Source organism: Glutamicibacter sp. JC586 (assembly GCF_009805585.1).
GTDB lineage: Bacteria > Actinomycetota > Actinomycetes > Actinomycetales > Micrococcaceae > Glutamicibacter.
On the sequence record NZ_VHIN01000022.1, the window covers coordinates 369,406 to 390,794 of the forward strand.

A 21,389-nucleotide genomic window follows, 5' to 3' on the forward strand; every position below is an offset into this window, starting at 1 on the left:
TGAATAGCAGAGGAAATCGTGGAAAATTTGGGGGTAAATCTGCTTCCTGAGCGTTGGAGCTCACCGATTTGAAAACCTGACTTGGCCAGTGCTAAAGTATTACTCGTTGCATTCCTCCATAGCTCAATTGGCAGAGCATTCGACTGTTAATCGAAGGGTTACTGGTTCAAGTCCAGTTGGAGGAGCTCATTGAGGCCTCGATCCGTTTGAAACGGATCGAGGCCTTATCTTTTTGCTATCGCTTGGCCGAGATCCGGCGCATCTTCGGAACCCAACATGAGACGCGCTGCTGATAAGTCGTAAATTCTTCGCCGAAATTTTCTCGCAGATTAGCTTCTTCGGCCGGACGTATTAGCCAATTCCACAGCAGCGATCCAACTAGCGCGTACGCAACAACGAGCCATGAGCCCAAGATCAGCCCCACGGCAACGCCCTGAGTGATTCCTGCAACGGCCATGGGATTACGCACGAACGCGTAGGGCCCGGAGATCACCAATTTTCGAGGCATTGCTGATGGCAACGGCGTGCCTTTGCCCCGAGCTGACATGGTCAGGGCGGACCAAATCCCGAGAGCACTGGCCAAGAGTAAAAGGACTAGTCCGAGGACGAGCAAGGTCATCGAGCCCTCGAGAGAAATTTCCAATCTCCGTTCGACCACCACAATGATTCCCGGAATGACCGCCAAAAAGAGCGTCCAAAAGACCAGGAGCTGCTTCACTGTGCGCCTTAGGTTACCGTGAACATCGGTGGGCGGAGCGCTACAAAAAGCAAAAGGACCGTGCAGCAAATATTCGGTGGGAATTCTCCCAAGCACTAACTGGAACGCAGAAAATGTCGAACAAAATGCGGAAGCAATCATGAGTAGCGCACCCATGCCGGCAGTTCGAGTAATCAGAGAGTAGGCGAACAGCGAAACGGTGACGAGCAGAATCCACGGCAGAACAATCCAAACGAATCTGCGCCAACCGAATGCCAATAGCAATGAACCAACTACAAAAAGAGGCACATCCATCCAGACCAGTACCCCAGGATTTAGCCCCCCGAGAGTCGAAACGCGGATGCCTTCGACGGTGAAGACCATAATCCACCAGGCTGCGCCGGCAAGCGCCTGAAGCAAGAAGAAGAGTCGTGACCAATCAAATGGCTGAGCTAGTGAGAATCGAGCGGGGTTTGCCGAGGGTTCCGTATTTGCTGCATCAGCCATGTAGTTCAGCCTACGCGACCCATGGTAGAACGTTAGGCGTCCATCAAAGGGCATCCGTTTGCGACTTCGGATTCTGCAGTTGCATTGCAAACGACCGTGAATAGGCTGACGTAGTACCGAATAGTGCCGAGCGTAGCTACCACCAGAGCACCATCCGTTGTAGCCGATCGCCGGATAATTGGCTTTCTACCAATCGTGAAAGTCCTGAAAAATTCTTCAGACACAATGCAATTCGGGCAAGTTCTTAGTGCGGGGAAGCCATCAGCGTTTGAAAACTATTTTTAAGTGGTTTCTTCGCATCGGCTGGATCTCCTATAACCTCAGGTGATTAGACGATAGACTTTCGAATCGTTAACAGTTACACCCAGAGCATGAGATTGAGCTATGGGTTTTACGCCTGAAGACTGAGTCGTTCAAGGTAACCGGAATGTTAGCGTAAGTTATATCCGGTTGCTGCGCGATCGAGAATATGGAGAAACCATGACTGAAGCTGAATCGACGCAAGCTGACGAAAGCCTTAAGTCGAGCGTGAAAAGTGCTAAGTCGCAGGTTGATGGCCTCAAGGAGCTTGTTCCCCAACAGCTTTCTGATGAAGTCAAACTTGCAACTACGGTACTCAAGGGCAAAGGAATCAGCCTAGGCACGGCCGCAGCACTCGCGGGTGCAGCAGTGGTCGTGGTTCTGCTTTTTGTTATTGCCGTCGTAGTTACCTTGGTTAACGTTCTGGCCATCTGGTTGCCCGGATGGGCTGCCGCTTTGATTATTGCCGGGTTCTTCCTACTAGTCGCCGGAATTTTGGGATTGGTTGGATACGCGAAGGTCAAGAAGGCTCTTCCGTTGAAGCCGGAAGCAGCAATCCGCGGTCTCCGCCATGACTTCGGCGTTCTCAAGGACGGTAGCGAGTTCGACGTGACCACCCTGGACGAGCCAATGAAGAAGAAGTCTGAGGATGACGAAGGCAAAGACAAGAAGAAGGAACCAAAGCCACCGGCACCAAGTGCCGACGAGCTCATCCTTCGTACCCGTCGCCGTCGCCGTCAGATTCAGGCTCTGCGAGACAACTTGGGTGAGAGCGTTCAAGCGCCACTGGCCAAGATCGACAAGGTACGTACCTTTACGCAGAACGCAGGAGACAAGGTTTCCGGTGCAGCTGCCAAGGCTCGTGGATTCGTCCGACCTGCGTCTTCGTCTTCCGAAGATCAATCGGAGGCTGACAGAGCCAGTGGTAAACGACTAGAGCAAGCACGCCCTTACGTAGTGATCGCCGGTTCCACGGTGGCACTCGGGGCTGTAATCCGCGCTTTATTCAAGCGCTCCTAAGTTTTCTACTGACGGGGCGGTGCAACAGCGCCTGGGCGAGTGGGACCGTCCCGTCATATAAGAACAATTTAGGCTAGAAAGGCACTGACATGGTTTGGATCGCTATTGCAGCGGCACTATGCAGTGCCTTTTGTCTTGCCTTCGGCGCCCATTTCCAGTCCAAAGCGGTACGCAAATCTGTGGACGGGCTGGAACTGACGCTGAAGAATGCAGGAAAAGTCGCCAGTAACAAGGTCTGGATGGCCGGTTTGTTGCTGATGATCCTAGGCATGTCGCTCAACGTCTTTGCTTTAGCCAGCGCGCCACTGACCGTGGTGCAGCCTATCGGCGCTATTGCGCTTGTCGTCACTGCCGTAGTGAATGCCAAAGAAACCAAGATCTCGATGAATCGTCCTACGGTGATGGCGATACTGAGCTGCATGATCGGCTCTGTGGGTTTTGTGCTGTTGGCGGTCACCGCAACAAATAGCAACCATGCCGTCACCGAAGAACAGTCTCACTTGATCGAATTGATCCTCGCCGGGGTGGTAGTAATCGTGGGGTTGGCCACGGTGCTGTTCCACCGCAAGCTGGTTGCGATCTTCTTTATTATCGGCGCCGGAGTGCTCTTTGGGTTTGTTGCAGTGTTGGTCCGAACCATTGCGGTCGCGGTGCTGGGCATCGGAAACAGCAACTTCTTGCAGCTTCCATGGATTGCTGGAATCGCCGTGGTGGTCGCTGGCCTACTGGGTTCATATTTTGTGCAAAAGGCCTACTCAAAAGGACCTCCGGAACTTGTTATTGCCGGATTGACGGTTATTGATCCGATCATCGGAATAGCCATCGGAGCAAGTATTTTGGGTGAGTTGCGTCCGGATGTGCCGCTAATTGTTTCGGTGCTGATGGTCGTTGCTGCCGGCTTTGCGATTGTCGGAGTGGTTGCTCTTTCTCGCTACCACCCGGATGTGATCGAGCGTCGGAACCAATCCGAGGCTGAGGAAGAACTGCAAGAGCCCAAATAGACTAAACCTACAGACTTTTCATCCAACCAAAATTTGTGAACGACTAAGGATGCCCGTGGCCGAGGAAAAACCACTGACCATTGTCATTGCAGCTGACACTTATCCGCCAGACGTCAACGGCGCAGCGATGTTTTGCTATCGGTTAGCTACCGAAATGCACGCCCGTGGACATCGGGTTCATGTACTGGCAGTACGTGGTGACAAGGGGAAGACTTTCACCGAAATTCGCGATGAGGCGATTATTCATCGCCTTGAATCGCATTCGGTTCCAACCCACGAGTACTTCCGTATCGTATTCCCCTGGGAAGCCAATCGGCAGATCGACAAGCTACTGAACGATATTAAACCTGACGTCATTCACGCACAGAGCCACTATATGATCGGCCAGCGTGCTATCGGATGGGCCAAGAAAAATAGGGTGCGCTCGGTGGCGACGAATCACTTTATGCCCGAAAATCTAGATCCGTTTCTTCCCTTCCCACGATGGTTCAAGCGCATCGTTGCGCATAACTCGTGGAAGGACATGGGCAAGATTTTTGGCCGTGCGGATGCAGTGACAACTCCAACTCCGCTGGCTGCCAAAGCGATGCGCGAACGAGCTAAGCTGATGAACGTCATGCCGTTGTCTAACGGTATTGAAGTGGGCAATTATGAGTTGGCCTCGGGGGAGCAGATCGTCAAAAACGATTTCCCCACGATTCTCTTTGCCGGTCGCCTGGCCGTTGAGAAGAACATCAACGAGCTCATCGAGGCACTACCGCTGATGACCCACGTGCCCGACGCCATTATTGAAATCGTCGGTGGTGGGGAGCAGCGAGTCCACTTGGAGAAAATCGCGGACGAGCTACAGATTCGAGACCGTGTCCGTTTCCTAGGCCATGTGAGCGACGAGGAACTTCGCCAGGCTTATTTACGGTGTGACGTTTTCTGCCAGCCAGGTACCGCAGAGCTGCAGTCGTTGGTCACCCTTGAAGCGCTTTCGGCCTCCAAGCCTGTGGTGCTGGCCAACGCGATGGCCCTGCCGCACCTGGTGGACGAGGGCGTGAACGGGTACATGTTCAAGCCAGGTGACCGAAAGGATCTAGCTGACAAGCTGGATCGGATTCTGGCCCTGGACGAAACCGAGCGAACCAAGCTCGGTGAAGCGGGGCATCGTAAGGTGATGAATCACGCGCAGAAGAAAACTATGAACTCTTTTGAAGCCCTGTACCGAGGTGAAAAGGTCACGACTCACTAAGTCTTGTGACCGGCACGGGAGCGCCAAATCGGTGTTTTGGCTAGTGATGCCCTAGAATATTTCGAGTGTGGTTTCGCCGATTGGTGTTGAGCACATGTGGGGAGTTAGCTCAGTTGGTTAGAGCAGGGGACTCATAATCCCTTGGTCATGGGTTCAAGTCCCATACTCCCTACAAATGAATTTCGCCCGGTAGCTTGTGTTAACAAGCTACCGGGCGATTTCTATTTTTAGTCGGCAGGATCTTTGAACGGACTTTGAACGTGGTGCTGAATAACGCGTGGGTCGGTTTCGGACTTCCTGCCTAAAACTAGATTCTCAAAAGTTGTGTTGGCGTCCCGCAGTGGTTCAAAGCCCCTTTTTGGATTTCCGGAACGATAAGCCACAATGAATCGGCAAATCAGTCCTGCGATGAACGCTAGACCGAATAGGACGAACGGGATGATTCCAAAATTGGGTTTGGTTCCGTCTTGCCAAAATTATAAATAACTCCAAGGATCAAGGCGACGATGCATGCGGTAACGACCAACGCTTTTCTCATAGTCTTCTAGACTCCTTGCTTCCTTTAGTGAAGGATCTTCATCGTACCGAGGGAATAGCATGAAGCACAGGCTGTGCAACATTGCTTAGTGGTGCAACGGCAACAGGATCGATGGCCGCATGTCGCGGATGAGTAGGACCGGGTCAACGTATTCGCCGTTCAATCTCACGCCCCAGTGGATGCACCGCCCAGAGCAATGAGCGCCGGTGGCCACGGTTCCCACTTGGTCCCCAGCATCGACGATGTCACCCACCATTACCGTGGCGGTGACCGGTTCGATGCTCGTCTTAAAACCTCCGCCGTGGTCGATTACCACTACCGGTCTATCCACCACTTTTGAGGTGAAAGTGACTTTGCCGCGCTGCGGGGCTAAAACCTTGGCGCCTTCGGACGCTGCCAGATCAACGCCACGATGGCCAGGTAGCCAGTTTTGGGCAGGCTTATCGAAAGGTTCCAGGATCTTTGGTTCTCCATTCAGCGGCCATCGCCAACCTGCGGTAGTACTTAGAGCGGCCGGCACCGGGCTTGATGTTGGCGGGCTTGCTGAGGCTGACGACGATATGAAGCTCAACGTCAGCACCAGTGCAAGGTAGAAAATGCGTTTGGTTTTCATGTAATCACGCTGTGCCTTCAGGTGAGGTAGGAGTATTAGTCGAACGCGAATTGTGGGTAAGTCGGTGGGCTCTAGATCACTGTTCTCGGTGCCTGCGAGCCCATTGTCTGTAGTACACTTGAATCAGCAGTTTCCTGTCATAGGTGTGTCCAAAATTGGATTCGTCTGATGGGGGATTGACTTCGCGTATGAGTTTCCATGGCCACTTCGGCTGTGGCCTGAGATTCCAGTGGTCCGAGAGAATCGGTGGATCGAAGGCGAGATGCCAAGCATCTTCGGCACGCATACTAGGGCGGGTATCCACAATGGCTATCTGCATCAACCCAAACAAACAAGAGCAGTTACCGCGGGCGCACCTGTGCCCGGTCCGCCACTGCTGAAAGGAGTTGCGACATGCCAGTCGTAACCATGCGAGAGCTGCTTGATAGCGGCGTTCACTTCGGCCACCAGACCCGTCGCTGGAACCCAAAGATGAAGCGTTTCATCTTCACCGAGCGCAACGGCATCTACATCATTGACCTGCAGCAGTCGCTGTCGTTCATCGACCGTGCTTACGAGTTCGTGAAGCAGACTGTTGCTCACGGCGGTAGCGTACTGTTCGTTGGTACCAAGAAGCAGGCTCAGGAATCCATCGCTGAGCAGGCTAACCGTGTTGGCCAGCCATACGTGAACCAGCGTTGGCTCGGCGGTATGCTGACCAACTTCCAGACCGTTTCCAAGCGCGTTCAGCGCATGAAGGAACTGGAAGAGATCAACTTCGAGGACGTTGCTGGCTCCGGTCACACCAAGAAGGAACTTCTGCTGCTCAAGCGCGAGCTGACCAAGCTGCAGAACAACCTCGGCGGTATCCGTAACCTGACCCGCACCCCTTCGGCTATCTGGATCGTTGACACCAAGAAGGAACACTTGGCTATCGACGAAGCTCAGAAGCTGGGCATCCCAGTTGTTGCTATCTTGGACACCAACTGCGATCCAGACGAAGTTACCTACCCAATCCCAGGCAACGACGACGCAATCCGCTCCGTCAACCTGCTGACCCGCGTTGTTGCTGACGCTGTGGCCGAAGGCCTCATCGCCAAGAACAACAAGGCTGCAGGCAAGTCTGAGGGTGCTGCTGAGCCACTGGCTGAGTGGGAGCGCGAACTGCTTGAGGGCGAGAAGGCTAAGGCTGAAGCTCCTGCTGCAGAAGCTGCAACCGAGGCACCAGAAGCCAAGTAGTCACCTGCGTGACTCTAAGAGTTTGCCTTGGGACACTAGCGTGTTACTAAGAGGCTGACTCGACTAAGTCTTGTGGGACGGGCCGGAGAACCGACCCGTCCCACAAGCAAATCAAACTTGAAACTCCTAGCTGAATGGGATTGCACGTGGCAAACTACACCGCTGCTGATATCAAGGCACTGCGCGAGCGCACTGGCGCTGGCATGATGGACGTTAAGAAGGCTCTTGACGAGGCTAACGGCGACGCCGAGAAGGCCATCGAGATCATTCGCGTTAAGGGCCTGAAGGGCGCTACCAAGCGCGAAGGCCGTTCGACCGCTGAAGGCTTGGTTGCTGCCAAGGTTGAAGGCAACGTCGGCGTCATGGTCGAGATTAACTGCGAGACCGACTTCGTTGCAAAGAACGAGAAGTTCATCGCACTGGCTGCTAAGGTTCTGGATGCCGCTGTGGCTTCCGGTGCAGCAGATGCAGAAGCATTGCTGGCCTACGAACTTGATGGCAAGACCCTTGGCGACACCGTGATCGAAGAGGGCGCAATCCTCGGCGAGAAGATCGTTGTACGTCGCGTAGCTCGCATCGAGGGCGCAAAGGTTGCAGCTTACCTGCACAAGACCAGCAAGGATCTGCCAGCTCAGGTTGGCGTTCTGATGGCTGTGGACGCTGACAGCGAAGCTGCTGCTACCGTTGCTCACGATGTTGCTGTTCACACCGCTGCTTTGGCTCCAACTTACCTCTCACGCGAAGAGGTTCCAGCAGATAAGGTCGCCGATGAGCGCCGTATCGCTGACGAGACCGCTCGCGCAGAAGGTAAGCCAGAGGCTGCTTTGACCAAGATCGTTGAAGGCCGTCTGACCGGCTTCTTCAAGGAGATCGTTCTGGTTGACCAGGCTTTCGCTAAGGACGCAAAGAAGTCCGTTGGTAAGGTCTTCGAAGAAGCTGGCACCAAGCCAGTTGCTTTCGCTCGCTTCCGCGTTGGCGCCTAAGCTTTAGAGCTTCAGGCACTAAAAACACGTTTTAGCGAACGGCGGGCAGGGTAACCTGACCGCACCAGAGACAAAGGGAGGTGAGCACCGAGAAAAACTCGGTGACTCGCCTCCCTTTTCTCGAGCCCGGATCTCAAGATACCTTGGGAACTGGGAAGTACTACCCACAGCTTGATTCCGAGAACCAGGAAAGACTACTAATGACAACCACCCCAGAAACCAAACGTCGTCGAGTCCTGCTCAAGCTCTCCGGTGAGGTGTTCGGCGGCGGCAAGGTCGGCGTAGACCCAGACACCGTCCGCGGCGTCGCCCAGCAAATCGCGCAGACCGTTGGGGAAGTCGAAGTGGCCATCGTTGTCGGTGGCGGTAACTTCTTCCGAGGCGCGGAACTCTCGGCTGCCGGCATGGATCGCTCGCGCGCCGACTACATGGGCATGCTGGGCACCGTCATGAACTGCCTGGCACTACAGGACTTCCTGGAACAGTGCGGTGTTGAAACCCGCGTCCAGTCAGCCATTGCAATGGCACAGGTCGCCGAGAACTACATTCCACGCCGGGCCATTCGCCACATGGAAAAGAACCGCGTTGTCATCTTTGGCGCCGGCGCAGGTCTGCCATATTTCTCCACCGATACCGTAGCCGCTCAGCGTGCTTTGGAAGTGGACGCCGATGAGGTACTCATGGCTAAGTCCGGGGTTGATGGCGTGTACACCGCGGACCCAAAGAAGGATCCCAGCGCAAAGAAGCTGGCTACCCTGACCTACAGCGAAGCCCTGCTTAATGACATCCGTGTCATGGACCAAACCGCCATGACCATGTGCCAGGACAACCAGCTGGACATGCTGGTCTTCGGCATGGAAGGCGAAGGAAATGTCGCTGCTGCCATCCGTGGCGAGCGGATCGGTACCACCGTCACCGTTTAATCGGTGATCGTGGCCTAGGATTGAAGTAGATTTATTTTCCCGTTGCGGAAACACAGATGAAGTACTTGAGGAGTACCGGTGATTGATCAAACGCTGGCGGAGACCGCCGAAAAGATGGAACGCACCATTGATGCCGCCAAGGAGGACTTCGCGACAATTCGCACCGGTCGCGCCCACCCAGGTATGTACTCGAAGGTCATGGTTGACTACTACGGTGCACCAACCCCGCTGCAGCAGCTGGCCACATTTGCGGTACCTGAAGCACGCACCATCACCATCACCCCATTCGACGTCAGCGCCATGCGTGAAATCGAAAAGGCTCTGGGTGACCCAGAGGTAGGCGCAAACCCTTCCTCGGACGGCAAGATGATCCGCGTGACCCTTCCGGTGCTGACCGAGGAACGTCGCAAGGAATACGTCAAGCTGGCAAAGGCCAAGGGTGAAGACGCTCGCGTTGCGCTACGTAACCACCGTCGCAAGGCTAAGGACGCCATCGACAAGCTGGTCAAGGACGGCGAAATCGGTGAAGACGAAGGTACTCGTGCAGAAAAGGACCTGGACGCGCTGACCAAGAAGCACGTTGAATCGGTCGATGAGATCGTGAAGAAAAAAGAAGCTGAGCTGCTGGACGTCTAATGCCAGGCTCGACAGAGAACACTGAGGGCAACGCTTCGGCGGTGCCCTCAGTGGCATCCGGTATCGCCCAGCCAATGACCCGGCGAGAAGCTCGTGCGTTGCGCGAGGCGCAAGCTAAAGCCAGCCAAGGTGCTACCGAGACAGACCATCAAGACAGTGCGGAAACCGCGCCGGCCAAGCAGGGCGAACTTAGTGTGCCGGCCCCGCCACACACTGATTCTGATGATCTTGCTGAAACCGGTGAGCCCGATGTGCAAGAGGCGGCGATCCCGCCCGAGCTACTGATCGGCAACCCCGAACCCAAGGCCTCACGTGCCGGGAGGAATCTGCCGGCAGCTATCGGCGTCGGAGTTCTTCTGCTGGGCATAGTGTTGGTGGGACTGTTTTGGGTGGAGCCCTTGCTGGTTTTCGCCGTCACCGTGCTAAGCGGCATCGGCTGTTGGGAAGTAGCCAGAGCAACAACTCACGCTAAAACCGCAGTCCCACAGGTGCCGTTGTATCTGGCCTCGATCCTGCTGCCGGTCAGTGCCGTGCTGGGCGGAATAGAAGCCCTCGGATTCAGCTTTGTCGCCTGCATCCTGATCGCGCTGCTCTTCAGATTGATGGAAGGTCTGAAGGGTGCGGTGGCCTCGGTGATGAGCAGCGTGTTCATCATCAGCTGGATTCCGCTCTTGCTCTCCTTTGCACTGTTGATGCTCGACGGGGAAGACGGGCAGTGGCTAATCGCGACGATCTTGCTTCTGGCGGTCGCCAATGACACCTTCGGATACATTGTTGGAGTGCTGATCGGCAAACATCCGATGGCCCCAAAGATCTCGCCCAAGAAGTCGTGGGAAGGCTTTGCCGGCTCGCTACTCGGCTCGGCTGCCATCGGTGCCGGAGCCATGTACTTCTGGCTGGATATGCCGTGGTGGACCGGTGTGATTCTGGCCTTATTCACCACAATCGCGGCGACCACAGGCGACTTTGCGGAGTCGATGGTCAAGCGTGAACTGGGCATTAAGGACATGAGCAACCTGCTACCGGGACATGGCGGAATTATGGACCGACTGGATTCGGTACTCTTTGTGATTCCTCTGGGTTACTTGATTTCGCATATGCTCGCCGCCGCGGTGTTGTGATCCATCATTGGCCTGCCGGTACTGGTGTGGCCATTGAGCCAAGAAGTAGTTTGAACAACTAGAATATGTGGGTATCGCCTTGCGGCGATATGCCACTGACATCTGATGAGAGACAAAGGAACTGTCGTGTCGCAGCAGCAAGATGCTCCGTTTTCCCGCGTGCCGGATGCGGAGTTTGGCTACAACGCAAAGCAGGTTGATGCGTTCCTCAGCCGTGCCCGCGCTACCTTTAACGGCGACGGCAATGACGACAGTGTGGTCACTAGCCACCTGATTCGGCGAACCACGTTTGCCCCGCAAAAAGGTGGCTATCAGGCGCGCGAAGTTGACGGAGCGCTGGACCGACTAGAAGACGTATTTGCCAAGCGGGAACGCGATGATTTGATCAGCCACCAAGGCGAAGAAGTCTGGCTACAGCAAGTTGGACGCCTCGCAGCGATCCTTCGGGGCCGTCTGCACCGTGCCAAGGGCGAGCGCTTCCGTCGCCCATCGCGGTCCAACGCAGCTAGCTACAACGTTGAAGACGTGGATCGCCTGTGCGACCAGCTCATCGACTACTTCGAAAACGACGTACCGATGGCTGTGGATGCCGTGCGTCGGGTGGAGTTCCGCTCGGCTCAAGGCACTGAGGGTTATGAAGAGTCGCAGGTTGATGCGTTCTTAGACCGTGTGGTTGAGCTGATGGCCTCCATCGACTAGCTCAGGCACCACCAACTGAATATTTTCTGTGGGCACCGAATGTTATCGTTCGGTGCCCACGGTATTTAGGCTAAGCCGCATTTGGGATTCGCAAGCTGCGTGCGCAGTAGATGGCGCAGATGCCACAGACCGCGGCGACTAAGGCAAGCGAAACCGCATAGGACATCAACGGAAGTAGCGTCGCCAGAAGGGTCGGAAGCAAGAACCCGCTGTAGGCCAGTGAGTAGTACAGGCCTGAGAGGCCGGCCAAATCTTGTGCTGTGGCGATAGCCTGCACCTGTATTAAGCCCGCTACCGTGCAGATGCCGTATGCGGCACCTAGCAACACGGCCACACACAAAGCCAGTACAGGGGCATCGACCCACGCGACCAGTACTGAGAGCAACATTCCGATGGTCATCAACGTCATTCCCACGGGTAGTGCCCGACCGCCAGTGATTTTTGCGATCCACGGCACCAAATTCTGGCTCAACGCCCCGGTTCCCAATGTCAGCACGGTCAGCACCGTGGCGTAGAGCGTACTCCAAGTACCAAGTCGGTCTTGGACGGCCGCGGGGATGATCGCATATGCGACTCCGGCAGCGGCAAAGATCCATGGGGCAGTGGGAATGATGACCTTACGGAATCGATGATGAGATGCCGAGGGGATTCGTAAATCCTTATACCAAGCACCTTCAGTCCGTTGTGCTGGTGCTAGGGACTCTTGGGCCCTGAGTAAGAAGGCCAGCGCTACGAGTGAGAGAACCAGATGAATGAGGTAGGGCGCTTGTTCGGGCATCGGGGCCCACTGAGCCATGGCTCCGCTGACAGCTGCTCCCAGACCGAATCCGAGCGTCAGAGTCAAAGATGAACGTTTTGCGCCAGCGGTGGGACCAGCATGAGTGTCGAAGGGGTGGCTTGAAAGTTCCTTGATCCAGCTTGAACCAACCGACATAGCCGCTCCCACGCCTACCCCTGACATCAGTCGCCCGAGGCAAAGCAACAGCAACGAATGAGAACCAAGGGCCAAAAGTGCACTGGCAAAGATGCTGATCACCGTCCCAGCAATCAACACGGGTTTGCGCCCGTGCTGATCAGATAAGGGACCGAGTAATAACAGGCCAGGGATCAGGCCCCCAACATAGGTGCCCAGCAACAAATTGGCTTGCCATGGCTGGAAACCTTCAAGCACCTCATATAGGTGCAGTAACGGTGTGAAGTGATTTCCGCCCCAAGCGATCATGAATACGGCGCAGGCGACATAGAGATATCCGGTTTTGCCTCTGGTGGACGTGAACAATTAATTCGCCTTTTTCGGGAAATGAGCTTTGGTGAGGTGAGCGTTGAGGCATTGAGCAAATTCGGTCGCATTGGCTTGGCCAGCCAGATCGGCTAATCTCTCATGCTCTTTGAGGTAGGTGGCTAGTTGCTCCGGGTGTTCAAGGGCAGCCTCGAAGGTGAGCCTTGCCAGCCGGGGCGCCAATTCGGTGAGCAGGTCAGTGATCACATTGTTGCCCCCAGCCTGAACGAGCGCAGCATGGAAAGCGAAGTCAGCACTGGCAAAACCCAAAAGATCTCCGGACGCGAGGGCTGCACGCTGTGCTTGGAGCGGTTCGTTCAGTGAACTGGAAAGCTCGGCGAGTTTTCCGGGTGTGGAGGTGAGCGCTTCTAATGCTCCACGCTCGAACAGGCCGCGTGTAGCAAGTAGGTCTCTGCGTTCTTCGAAGGTGATTGCCGTGACTACAGCGCCTTTTTTGGGCATGAGTCTGACCAAGCCCCATCGAGCCAGCTGGAGCATTGCTTCACGAGATGGCGTTCTGCTGACTCCCATTTCTAGGGACAGCTCGGCCTCGGTGAGTAGATGTCCAGCGGGTATGGAGCGTTCGACAATACGTTGCGCAGCATGAGCTGCGACGCGACGGGCCAATGACCCATCGGCTTGATCGGGTTCCCAAGGTAGCAAATAGCTCATACATTCACTGTACTCCTTGATGCATGCATCAATAAATTCTTGTGTCAGACAATGAAACTAGCGAATGGGGAGAGGAAGATCTGGCTCGTGGCCGTCAGGAGAAGATTTTTATGAATTGCTCGACGGGTCAGGTACATGCAGGAGCGCCATAACCCGATCGGTGTTCTGCGGAACCGCGCGTCGAGTGCCGCGCGACACCACGATCATCACCACAAAGGCCAGTGGTACGCTCCACGCTGCAGGCTGACGCAGAAGGTGAACCCACCACAGATCGATCGTGGGCAGGAAAATGCCTACGGACAGCGAAAGACCGCAGGTGATGGCGCCGGTGAGCAGGCCGGCAATCGCCCCCTTCGCGGTAAGCGAGCGCCACCAAATCCCGAGAAGCAGTAACGGGCAGATGGTGGAGGCGGTAAAGGCAAAGACGTTGCCGATGGCTCCAGCAAGGGCCAGTGAACTGGTGAGTACCGCGATGAGCACGGGCAGGGCGGTGGCAAGGATCGTGGAGATTCTAAAACCACGTACGGTGCCGTTGAAGAATTCTTGAGAGATCGCGCCGGCTAATGAGACCACGAGACCAGAGGTGGTGGAGAGGAACGCAGCAAAGGCGCCACCCACCACAATCGCGGTCAATGCATCGGCCACCACACCGTCAAGCAGTCTGCCTGGCAGTAACAGAATCGTCGCATCGCTCTCGTTAGCGGCGCCAAGTTCTGGGGTGTACAAGATACCTAACACACCCAAGGTGGTGGGCAGCAGGTAGAACGCGGAGAGCAGGCAGAGCACGATCACCGTGGTGGTGCGGGCACTGGATCCGGTGGGATTGGTATAAAAACGGACTAGTACATGCGGCAAGCCAAGGGTGCCAAAGAGCAGGGCCAAGATGATCGAGATGGTCTCGTACATATTCATCGTCGTGACCGATTCCAGCTGGGTGGAAAGGCTCTGGGCTCGTTCACTGGCAGCATGTTCTGGGATAGCTCGGGCCAAGAGGAAAAGGGTGGGGATCACCAATGCTGCCAGCTTGAACCAGTATTGGAAGGCCTGGACGAAGGTGACCGAGCGCATGCCGCCGGATAGTACGGTCACACAAACCACCACTGCCACAACAATTGGCCCTACCCAGCCCGGGAGCCCGGTAGCGATAGAGAGGGTCAGCGCCGCTCCATGCATCTGCGGGACGATATACAGCCAGCAGATCACCACCACCAGGTAGGTGGTCAGTTTGCGCAGCAGCGCAGAATCCTCGAAGCGGATCTGCGCGAAGTCCGGAATGGTATAGGCGCGGGATCGGCGTAGGGGAGCGGCGACAAAGAGCAAAAGCATGAGGTAACCGGCTGTGTAGCCGATCGGGAACCACAAGCCCGATTCTCCGGAGAGCACGATGAGTCCTGCCACGCCCAGGAAGGAGGCGGCAGAGAGATACTCGCCGCCGATCGCCGAGGCGTTCCACCACGGCCGCACGGTGCGTGAAGCTACGTAAAAATCCGAGGTGGTGCGGGAGATGCGCAGACCGTAGAAGGCAATGAGCATGGTGGTTACGCAGACTACGATAAGGGCCGCCACCGAAAATAAACTAGCCACGGCTGATACTCCGATACCGCCGCTCGTTGCGTGCTGCAGCCTTGGTGTACAGCATGCCCGCCACGATAATCAGCGGGTATATCCCTACCCCGAGCACCCACCACGGCAGCGGAATGTGAAAGAGCTCGATATCCGAGACCACAGGCCAGAACACTAGCAGTGAACAGATGCCCACCAGCAGGGCCAGCAGCCCGGCCGCCACAGCGCAAGCTAGGCGCAACTGCGAACGAATGAGCTGTCTGACGTAGAATTCTTCGGCAGTATGCTCAGGTGGTTGGCGAGTGACTGAGAGCGAAGCATCTTGTGGTGCTTGCACCCGCACTCGTTGCGGGCGCTGCTGGGCAAACCGTCCCGGTAAATCGTTGACCGGTGAACTATCGGGCTGAGAATGATGCTCGGCTTCTGGATTCTGCACGCAGGCTCCGCAGATCCCTAGAGTGGACGGACGCGGTTGGCAGCCAGACGCTCACGCAGGTACGGCAGGGCGCGTCGGGAAATGGGCAACTCCGCTCCATGCACGATCACCGCTGCCTTACCGGTCTGCAGTCGCACGGTCTCGATCTTCTCCATACATACCAAGTAGGAACGGTGGATGCGCACAAATCCGGATTCTGCCCATTGGGCCTCCAGATCGTTGAGCGGAACCCGGATCAGATAGCTGGCTTCCTTGGTGTGCAGCCGTGCATAGTCGCCTTGAGCCTGAACATAACCGATGTCACTGCGAGGGATCAGCTTGGTGATGCCGCCTTGATCCACCGTGATCATTTCCGGCTTGGCTGGTGTTTCATCAACAAGTTCGCAAATTCGGCGAACGGACTCGGCCAAACGCTGCGGGCGGATGGGTTTGAGGACATAGTCGATGGCTGCTAATTCAAAGGCTTGCAGCGCTTGGTCTTCATCGGCGGTCACAAAAACAACCAGCGGGGGATGGGTAAAGCGGGAGATTACCCGGGCGATATCAAGCCCGGAGAGGGCTGGCATGTGGATGTCTAAGAAGAGCGCGTCCACTTCGTTTTCTTCTAGGGCCTTCAGGGCGGCGGCCCCGGAGGTAGCGCGGTGGATCTTGCCAATGCGCGAATCTTGGCTCAGCAGGAAACAGATCTCTTCCACTGCAGGGAGTTCGTCATCGGCTACCACCACATTAATCATGCAAAAATTCTACCGTTTCCATAGTATTTCTAAACAACCCGAGTCCTAAGTCTGGGCGCCGGTGGTGTCCGGCGCCCGGAACTTCGGTACGCGTAGGGTGATCAGTGTTCCAGCGCCCGGTGCCGTATCGATGATCAGTCCGTTGGAGTTCCCATACAACTGGCGTAGCCGCAGGTCCACATTGCGCAGGCCTACATGCATGGTGGTCGTGGTGCCGGCTAGGACGCTGGCCAGTTGCTCGGGGTCCATGCCCATCCCGTCGTCTTCGACCGTGATCACCGCGTGCAAACCATCCTCCATAGCGGTGATGGAGATGACCCCACCATCGGGGCGGGCCTCCAGCCCATGGCGCACCGCATTTTCCACCAATGGTTGCAAGGCTAAAAAGGGGATTTGGGTGGGGAGAACTTCCGGGGCGATCTGTAGGGCAACCTTGATCCGTTCGCCGAATCTTGCCTTTTCAAGCAGTAGGTACCGGTCAATGGCTTCTAGCTCTTCGGCCAGCGTGGTGAATTCACCGCGACGCCTGAAGGAGTACCGGGTGAAGTCGGCAAATTCGATGACCAATTCGCGAGCCCGGGCCGGATCGGTATTAATAAACGAGGCGATGGCGTTTAGCGAGTTGTAGATGAAGTGTGGGGAGATTTGCGCCCGCAGGGCACGCATTTGGGCTTCAAGCAGCATTGCCTTGGACTCATCGAGCTGCGCGGTGGAAACCTGAGCGGAGACAAAAACGGCGACCTCCGAGACCGCGCGAACAAAGCTGGCTCCAGCGTGATGTGAAAGGGCAACCACCGTACCGACCACTTGATCGCCCACCATGATTGGGGCGGAAACAATATCCATGGAAGCAGAATGATTCACCTGCGTTTTGCCGGTGCTCAGCGTGGATGTGCAGGCCTTCGCCGCGTCTTCTTCCAACTGGGCAGTGAACTCGATGCCGGAGTCGGTGGCCAAGATTCGAGTGCTGTCGCTAATCAAGAGCACCTGAGAATTCAGCAACTTGCGTAGTGCCTTAGCGCTTTTGGCCGCCCCTTCTTCGGTCAAGCCACGCTCCAGATGAGGTACCGCTACCGACATGTGGTGCAACGTTTTGTAGGTGGCTTCTTCAGCGTCGGTTCCCATTTCCTTGGTGGAACGCGAGATCCTAAATCCGAAATAGCCCACGATGCTTATGCCGAGCACCACGATGACCACGATCAGGGTGATTTGCAGGGCGGGAGACATATTCACATCCTACGGCCCACGATCTCAGTGTGCGCTCAGCGCGATGGTGTGTGCCGTTGAACGCATAAAACAGCCCGTTGAACCACGGAGCGGTCAATAGGCCTAGTCGCGCGAGGATTCATGCCCAATAGTGAATTGAGTCACACCATTGATGTGGGCTCGCTCACATCTTCAACTCGCTCAAGGAGGGCCTCAATGAGCGCCAACCCGGAACACGACGTCACCGGCGACGTCGATTTCGTCAAAGAGAGCCAATCCGAGGAATTTCAAGAACTGCGCAAAACTCATCGCAGCTTCGTTTTCCCGATGGCCATCTTCTTCCTCGTCTGGTATTTCGCCTACGTCTTGCTCGCTGACTATTTCCACGACTTTATGTCCATAAAGGTCTGGGGCAATGTCAACCTCGGTATCCTCCTTGGGCTCTTGCAGTTCGTCTCTACCTTTGCAATCACCGCTGCGTACGTGAGCTACGCGAATAAGAAAATTGACCCGCAGGCAACGCGCATTCGCGAACGTCTGGAAGATCAGGGAGTGAAATAAATGCAGTCGCTAACTCTCCTGGCTCAAGGGGCAGCCGAGTCCACCAAGGTGGGCAATCCACTGGTGAATATCGCCATCTTTGTCGCTTTCGTGGGCATCACCCTGGTCATCGTGCTTCGGGCCTCTAAAAACAACAAGACCGCCGCCGATTATTATGCTGGTGGACGTTCCTTTACCGGAACGCAGAACGGCACCGCGATCGCCGGTGACTACCTCTCGGCAGCATCCTTCCTAGGCATTGTTGGCGCCATCGCCATCAATGGTTATGACGGATTCCTCTACTCCATCGGCTTCCTGGTCGCATGGTTGGTCGCATTGCTGTTGGTTGCTGAACTATTGCGCAACACCGGTAAGTTCACCATGGCCGACGTGCTCTCCTTCCGTCTCAAGCAGCGCCCGGTGCGTATTGCAGCAGCAATTTCCACCTTGGCTGTTTGTGTGTTCTACCTATTGGCCCAGATGGCTGGCGCCGGGGCACTGGTGTCCCTGCTACTGGGTATCGACGAAAAACTGGGTCAGTCACTGGTCATCGTGATCGTTGGTGCCCTGATGATCCTGTATGTACTGGTCGGTGGCATGAAGGGCACCACCTGGGTGCAGATAATCAAGGCCTGCCTGCTCATTGCCGGTGCGCTAATCATGACCGTATGGACCCTTGCGATCTTCGGCTTCAACTTCTCTGAACTCTTGGGTAAGGCCGCCGAAGTTGCTGGTAACCCAGAAATTTTGAACCCGGGATTGCAGTACGGCAAGAGTGAAACCTCGAAGCTTGACTTCATCTCGCTGGCCTTGGCACTGGTACTGGGTACCGCTGGTTTGCCACACGTGCTGATGCGTTTCTACACGGTGCCTACCGCCAAGGAAGCTCGTAAATCCGTGGTGTGGGCGATCTGGTTGATCGGTGCCTTCTACCTGTTCACCCTGGTACTGGGGTTCGGTGCTGGTGCATTGATTGGACCAGATCGGATCAAGGCTGCTCCAGGTGGCGTGAATTCGGCAGCGCCACTCTTGGCGTACGAACTAGGCGGAACGGTGTTGCTGGGTCTGATCTCGGCCGTAGCCTTCGCCACCATCTTGGCTGTGGTGGCCGGTTTGACCATCACCGCAGCGGCTTCCTTCGCTCACGATGTGTACGCTTCAGTGATCGCTAAGGGCAAGACCACCCCTGAGAAGGAAATGAAGGTGGCGCGACGTACCGTGCTGGTGATCGGTGTCTTCGCTATCGCCGGTGGTATTGGTGCTCAGGGGCAGAACGTGGCCTTCCTGGTGGCGCTGGCCTTCGCCGTGGCTGCCTCGGCCAACCTTCCAACTATCCTGTACTCGCTGTTCTGGAAGGGTTTCAAGACCCGCGGTGCAGTCTGGTCGATGTACGGTGGTTTGGGATCGGCACTGTTGCTGATTATTTTCTCGCCGGTCTTCTCTGGCTCGCCAACCTCGATGATCCCAAGTATCGATATGTCCATCTTCCCGCTGGCCAACCCTGGCATCGTTTCGATTCCGCTGGCCTTCCTGCTCGGTTGGATCGGCTCGATTACCGACAAGGGAGTTGAAGATCGAACCAAGGCAGCTGAAATGGAAGTTCGTTCACTTACCGGCGTCGGTGCTGAAAAGGCAGTCGACCACTAAAACAAGGTCAAACTGAATAACAAGTAACTCTGGGAACCAACGGCAGTAGTTGGTTCCCAGAGTTTTTTGTGCGCACAGCTAGTTGGAGTTTTTGATGCAGTGGCGTAACAGGGCGGTAGTTCGATAAGGCACCAGCTGGGCCATCGACAGGGCAGAGTCAGCGCGGTTCACACCTTCGATATGTAGCAGTTGGCCATGAACGCCAAAAAGCTGTTCGGCATCTTTGGCCGCGACGCGCACCAAAATATCGGCATTGCCCGTCAGGCCGTGAGCTTCAAGGACTTCTGGGATGGTGGCCAATTTGGCGGTAATTTCTTCGAGGTAGCGCTGATCGACGTGCAGCTCGATGAAGGAGAGCAAGCCGTAGCCTAACGCGGCTGGAGGGATGCGGCGGTCCGGATTTTCTAGAACCTCGTTCTCTAACCGAGTTAGGCGAGTCTGCACCGTATTTCGTCCCAAGTTCAACGCGGTCGCGATCGCGGAGCCGGTACGTCTTTTGGCGGTGGCCAGCGCGAGCAAGATTCGTCGATCTGTCATGTCTAAGAGGTGCATAATGAGCACGTTAGCACTAGCTGATGGGGATAAATAGGGCGTTTTGCGCTAATTTTTCGCTGACCATTGTGCGACTTGCTTTACGTGAGTAGCATCACACTTAGCGGGGTTCGATGAGGAATCTCGCCAACGACTACGTGAAAGTAAGGATGCCGATCGTGTCCACACAGCACATGGACGTAGCCGCCGGATGCCTACCAACGCATCAGCTGCTGAACGTCGACGGGAAACGAATCCCAGACGAAGAACTTGACCACCACCTCAAAGAGCTCAAGGAAGCTGACCTTGCGGATTTTTTGCGCGACATGATCGTGCTGCGCCGCATGGACAACGAGGCCACCGCCCTGCAGCGCCAGGGGCAGCTGGGGCTCTGGGCACCATTGCTCGGTCAGGAAGCTGCACAAATTGGTTCGGTACGAGCCACCGAAAATGATGACTTCATTTTTCCGTCCTATCGCGAACATGGTGTCGCATGGGCCAGGGGAGTGCAGGCAGAGGACCTGCTCAGCGTATGGCGCGGGGCTCAAGCCAGTGGATGGGATCCGAACGAAGTCAACATCGCCTGTCAACAAATTGTCATCGGATCTCAAGCGCTACACGCAGCCGGTTACGGTATGGGCATCAAATTTGATGGTGGCAAACAGGTTTCAGTGGCGTACTTCGGGGATGGCGCCACCAGCCAGGGTGACGTGAATGAAGCGATGATTTTTGCAGCCAGCTATCAAGCGCCCGTACTTTTCTTCTGCCAGAACAACCAGTGGGCCATCTCAGAGCCGGTAGCTTTGCAAAGCCGCACGCAGATTGCCGACCGCGCCCATGGATTTGGGCTGAAAACCTGGCGGGTCGACGGCAACGACATCCTGGCCGTCTATGCGGCCACCAAGGCAGCACTTGCTCATGCGCGGCACGGTTTAGGCCCCACATTCATTGAGGCCGTTACCTATCGCATGGGTTCACACACCACAGCCGATGATCCCACCAGATATCGCAAGGCCGAGCAGCTTGAAGAGTGGAAAGCCAAGGACCCGATCGACCGGTTGGTGAAGTACCTGCATGAACTTGGTGCGGACGTTCAGTCCTATCAGCAGCGTGCGGAAAATGCTGCTGACGATATGGCGGCAAAACTGCGTGCCGCCATCACCAGCATGGAAGATCCGCAGGCTGAAGAACTCTTCACCAATGTATATGCAGAAGAGCACGAACCAACCCAACGGTCGGCAAAGCAGTACTTGGATTATTTGGCTGACTTTGAGGGTGGTGAATGATC

General features: G+C 55.8%; 21 protein-coding genes and 2 tRNA genes. 14 read left to right on the forward strand and 9 right to left on the reverse strand.

What is annotated here, in order from left to right; translation table 11 throughout:
* Positions 1-112 precede the first annotated feature (112 nt).
* A tRNA-Asn gene (locus tag FJV47_RS15505) sits at positions 113-185 on the forward strand.
* A gap of 50 nt (positions 186-235) precedes the next feature.
* Here FJV47_RS15505 and FJV47_RS15510 read toward each other — a convergent pair.
* Positions 236-1,204, reverse strand: a complete 969-nt coding sequence (locus FJV47_RS15510) for an isoprenylcysteine carboxylmethyltransferase family protein (RefSeq protein ID WP_159614563.1) — start codon at positions 1,202-1,204, stop codon at positions 236-238.
* Between the two features lie 480 nt (positions 1,205-1,684).
* Here FJV47_RS15510 and FJV47_RS15515 point away from each other — a divergent pair, with 480 nt between their 5' ends.
* From FJV47_RS15515 to FJV47_RS15530, 4 genes are all read left to right on the forward strand, one after another.
* Complete coding sequence (locus FJV47_RS15515) at positions 1,685-2,524, forward strand: phage holin family protein (RefSeq protein ID WP_159614565.1); 840 nt, start codon at positions 1,685-1,687, stop codon at positions 2,522-2,524.
* Positions 2,525-2,613: 89 nt separating this feature from the next.
* Positions 2,614-3,525: a DMT family transporter gene (locus FJV47_RS15520; RefSeq protein ID WP_159614567.1), complete on the forward strand. Its 912-nt coding sequence runs from the start codon at positions 2,614-2,616 to the stop codon at positions 3,523-3,525.
* 49 nt (positions 3,526-3,574) lie between these two features.
* Complete coding sequence (locus FJV47_RS15525; RefSeq protein ID WP_159614569.1) at positions 3,575-4,762, forward strand: glycosyltransferase; 1,188 nt, start codon at positions 3,575-3,577, stop codon at positions 4,760-4,762.
* A gap of 98 nt (positions 4,763-4,860) precedes the next feature.
* Positions 4,861-4,934, forward strand: a tRNA-Ile gene (locus FJV47_RS15530).
* A gap of 451 nt (positions 4,935-5,385) precedes the next feature.
* On the opposite strand, the gene FJV47_RS15535 is transcribed toward FJV47_RS15530, so the two are convergent.
* On the reverse strand, positions 5,386-5,913 hold the full coding sequence (locus FJV47_RS15535; RefSeq protein WP_235026496.1) for a M23 family metallopeptidase: 528 nt from the start codon (positions 5,911-5,913) through the stop codon (positions 5,386-5,388).
* A 393-nt stretch (positions 5,914-6,306) separates the two neighbouring features.
* On the opposite strand from FJV47_RS15535, the gene rpsB reads away from it, so the two are divergent.
* The 6 genes from rpsB (at position 6,307) to FJV47_RS15565 (ending at position 11,493) form a co-directional block, all read left to right on the forward strand.
* On the forward strand, positions 6,307-7,131 hold the full coding sequence (rpsB, locus tag FJV47_RS15540; RefSeq protein ID WP_159614571.1) for a 30S ribosomal protein S2: 825 nt from the start codon (positions 6,307-6,309) through the stop codon (positions 7,129-7,131).
* Positions 7,132-7,277: 146 nt separating this feature from the next.
* The gene (gene tsf, locus FJV47_RS15545) at positions 7,278-8,114 is read left to right on the forward strand and encodes a translation elongation factor Ts (protein WP_159614573.1); all 837 of its coding nucleotides are present in this window, start codon (positions 7,278-7,280) and stop codon (positions 8,112-8,114) included.
* Between the two features lie 200 nt (positions 8,115-8,314).
* Positions 8,315-9,037, forward strand: coding sequence for a UMP kinase (gene pyrH, locus FJV47_RS15550; RefSeq protein WP_159614907.1), 723 nt, complete (start codon positions 8,315-8,317; stop codon positions 9,035-9,037).
* A 78-nt stretch (positions 9,038-9,115) separates the two neighbouring features.
* Positions 9,116-9,673, forward strand: a complete 558-nt coding sequence (gene frr / locus FJV47_RS15555) for a ribosome recycling factor (protein ID WP_159614576.1) — start codon at positions 9,116-9,118, stop codon at positions 9,671-9,673.
* The gene (locus FJV47_RS15560) at positions 9,673-10,794 is read left to right on the forward strand and encodes a phosphatidate cytidylyltransferase (RefSeq protein WP_235026497.1); all 1,122 of its coding nucleotides are present in this window, start codon (positions 9,673-9,675) and stop codon (positions 10,792-10,794) included. The genes frr and FJV47_RS15560 overlap by 1 nt, the downstream gene beginning before the upstream one ends.
* A gap of 105 nt (positions 10,795-10,899) precedes the next feature.
* Positions 10,900-11,493, forward strand: coding sequence for a DivIVA domain-containing protein (locus FJV47_RS15565; RefSeq protein ID WP_159614578.1), 594 nt, complete (start codon positions 10,900-10,902; stop codon positions 11,491-11,493).
* 70 nt (positions 11,494-11,563) lie between these two features.
* Here the strand turns inward: FJV47_RS15565 and FJV47_RS15570 are convergent, their stop codons facing one another.
* The 6 genes from FJV47_RS15570 to FJV47_RS15595 form a co-directional block, all read right to left on the reverse strand.
* A complete protein-coding gene (locus tag FJV47_RS15570) occupies positions 11,564-12,772 on the reverse strand; it encodes an MFS transporter (protein ID WP_159614580.1) in 1,209 nt (402 codons plus the stop codon).
* The gene (locus FJV47_RS15575; protein ID WP_159614582.1) at positions 12,773-13,444 is read right to left on the reverse strand and encodes a GntR family transcriptional regulator; all 672 of its coding nucleotides are present in this window, start codon (positions 13,442-13,444) and stop codon (positions 12,773-12,775) included.
* Between the two features lie 108 nt (positions 13,445-13,552).
* Complete coding sequence (locus FJV47_RS15580; RefSeq protein ID WP_159614911.1) at positions 13,553-14,977, reverse strand: cation acetate symporter; 1,425 nt, start codon at positions 14,975-14,977, stop codon at positions 13,553-13,555.
* Between the two features lie 43 nt (positions 14,978-15,020).
* Positions 15,021-15,443 (reverse strand): hypothetical protein, encoded by a 423-nt coding sequence (locus FJV47_RS15585; protein ID WP_159614583.1) that lies wholly within the window; start codon positions 15,441-15,443, stop codon positions 15,021-15,023.
* Positions 15,444-15,460: 17 nt separating this feature from the next.
* Positions 15,461-16,177 carry a LytTR family DNA-binding domain-containing protein gene (locus tag FJV47_RS15590; RefSeq protein WP_159614585.1) on the reverse strand — a complete coding sequence of 239 codons (717 nt, stop codon included), beginning with the start codon at positions 16,175-16,177 and terminating at the stop codon, positions 15,461-15,463.
* A 45-nt stretch (positions 16,178-16,222) separates the two neighbouring features.
* A complete protein-coding gene (locus tag FJV47_RS15595; protein ID WP_159614587.1) occupies positions 16,223-17,404 on the reverse strand; it encodes a sensor histidine kinase in 1,182 nt (393 codons plus the stop codon).
* 195 nt (positions 17,405-17,599) lie between these two features.
* Here FJV47_RS15595 and FJV47_RS15600 point away from each other — a divergent pair, with 195 nt between their 5' ends.
* Together FJV47_RS15600 and FJV47_RS15605 are read left to right on the forward strand one after the other, a co-directional pair.
* A complete protein-coding gene (locus tag FJV47_RS15600; RefSeq protein WP_159614589.1) occupies positions 17,600-17,944 on the forward strand; it encodes a DUF485 domain-containing protein in 345 nt (114 codons plus the stop codon).
* The gene (locus FJV47_RS15605) at positions 17,945-19,570 is read left to right on the forward strand and encodes a cation acetate symporter (RefSeq protein ID WP_159614591.1); all 1,626 of its coding nucleotides are present in this window, start codon (positions 17,945-17,947) and stop codon (positions 19,568-19,570) included.
* 78 nt (positions 19,571-19,648) lie between these two features.
* Here the strand turns inward: FJV47_RS15605 and FJV47_RS15610 are convergent, their stop codons facing one another.
* Positions 19,649-20,107 carry an Lrp/AsnC family transcriptional regulator gene (locus FJV47_RS15610; RefSeq protein WP_235026498.1) on the reverse strand — a complete coding sequence of 153 codons (459 nt, stop codon included), beginning with the start codon at positions 20,105-20,107 and terminating at the stop codon, positions 19,649-19,651.
* Positions 20,108-20,271: 164 nt separating this feature from the next.
* Here FJV47_RS15610 and pdhA point away from each other — a divergent pair, with 164 nt between their 5' ends.
* Entirely contained in the window at positions 20,272-21,387 is a 1,116-nt protein-coding gene (gene pdhA / locus FJV47_RS15615; protein ID WP_159614913.1) for a pyruvate dehydrogenase (acetyl-transferring) E1 component subunit alpha, read from the forward strand.
* Positions 21,388-21,389: the final 2 nt, after the last annotated feature.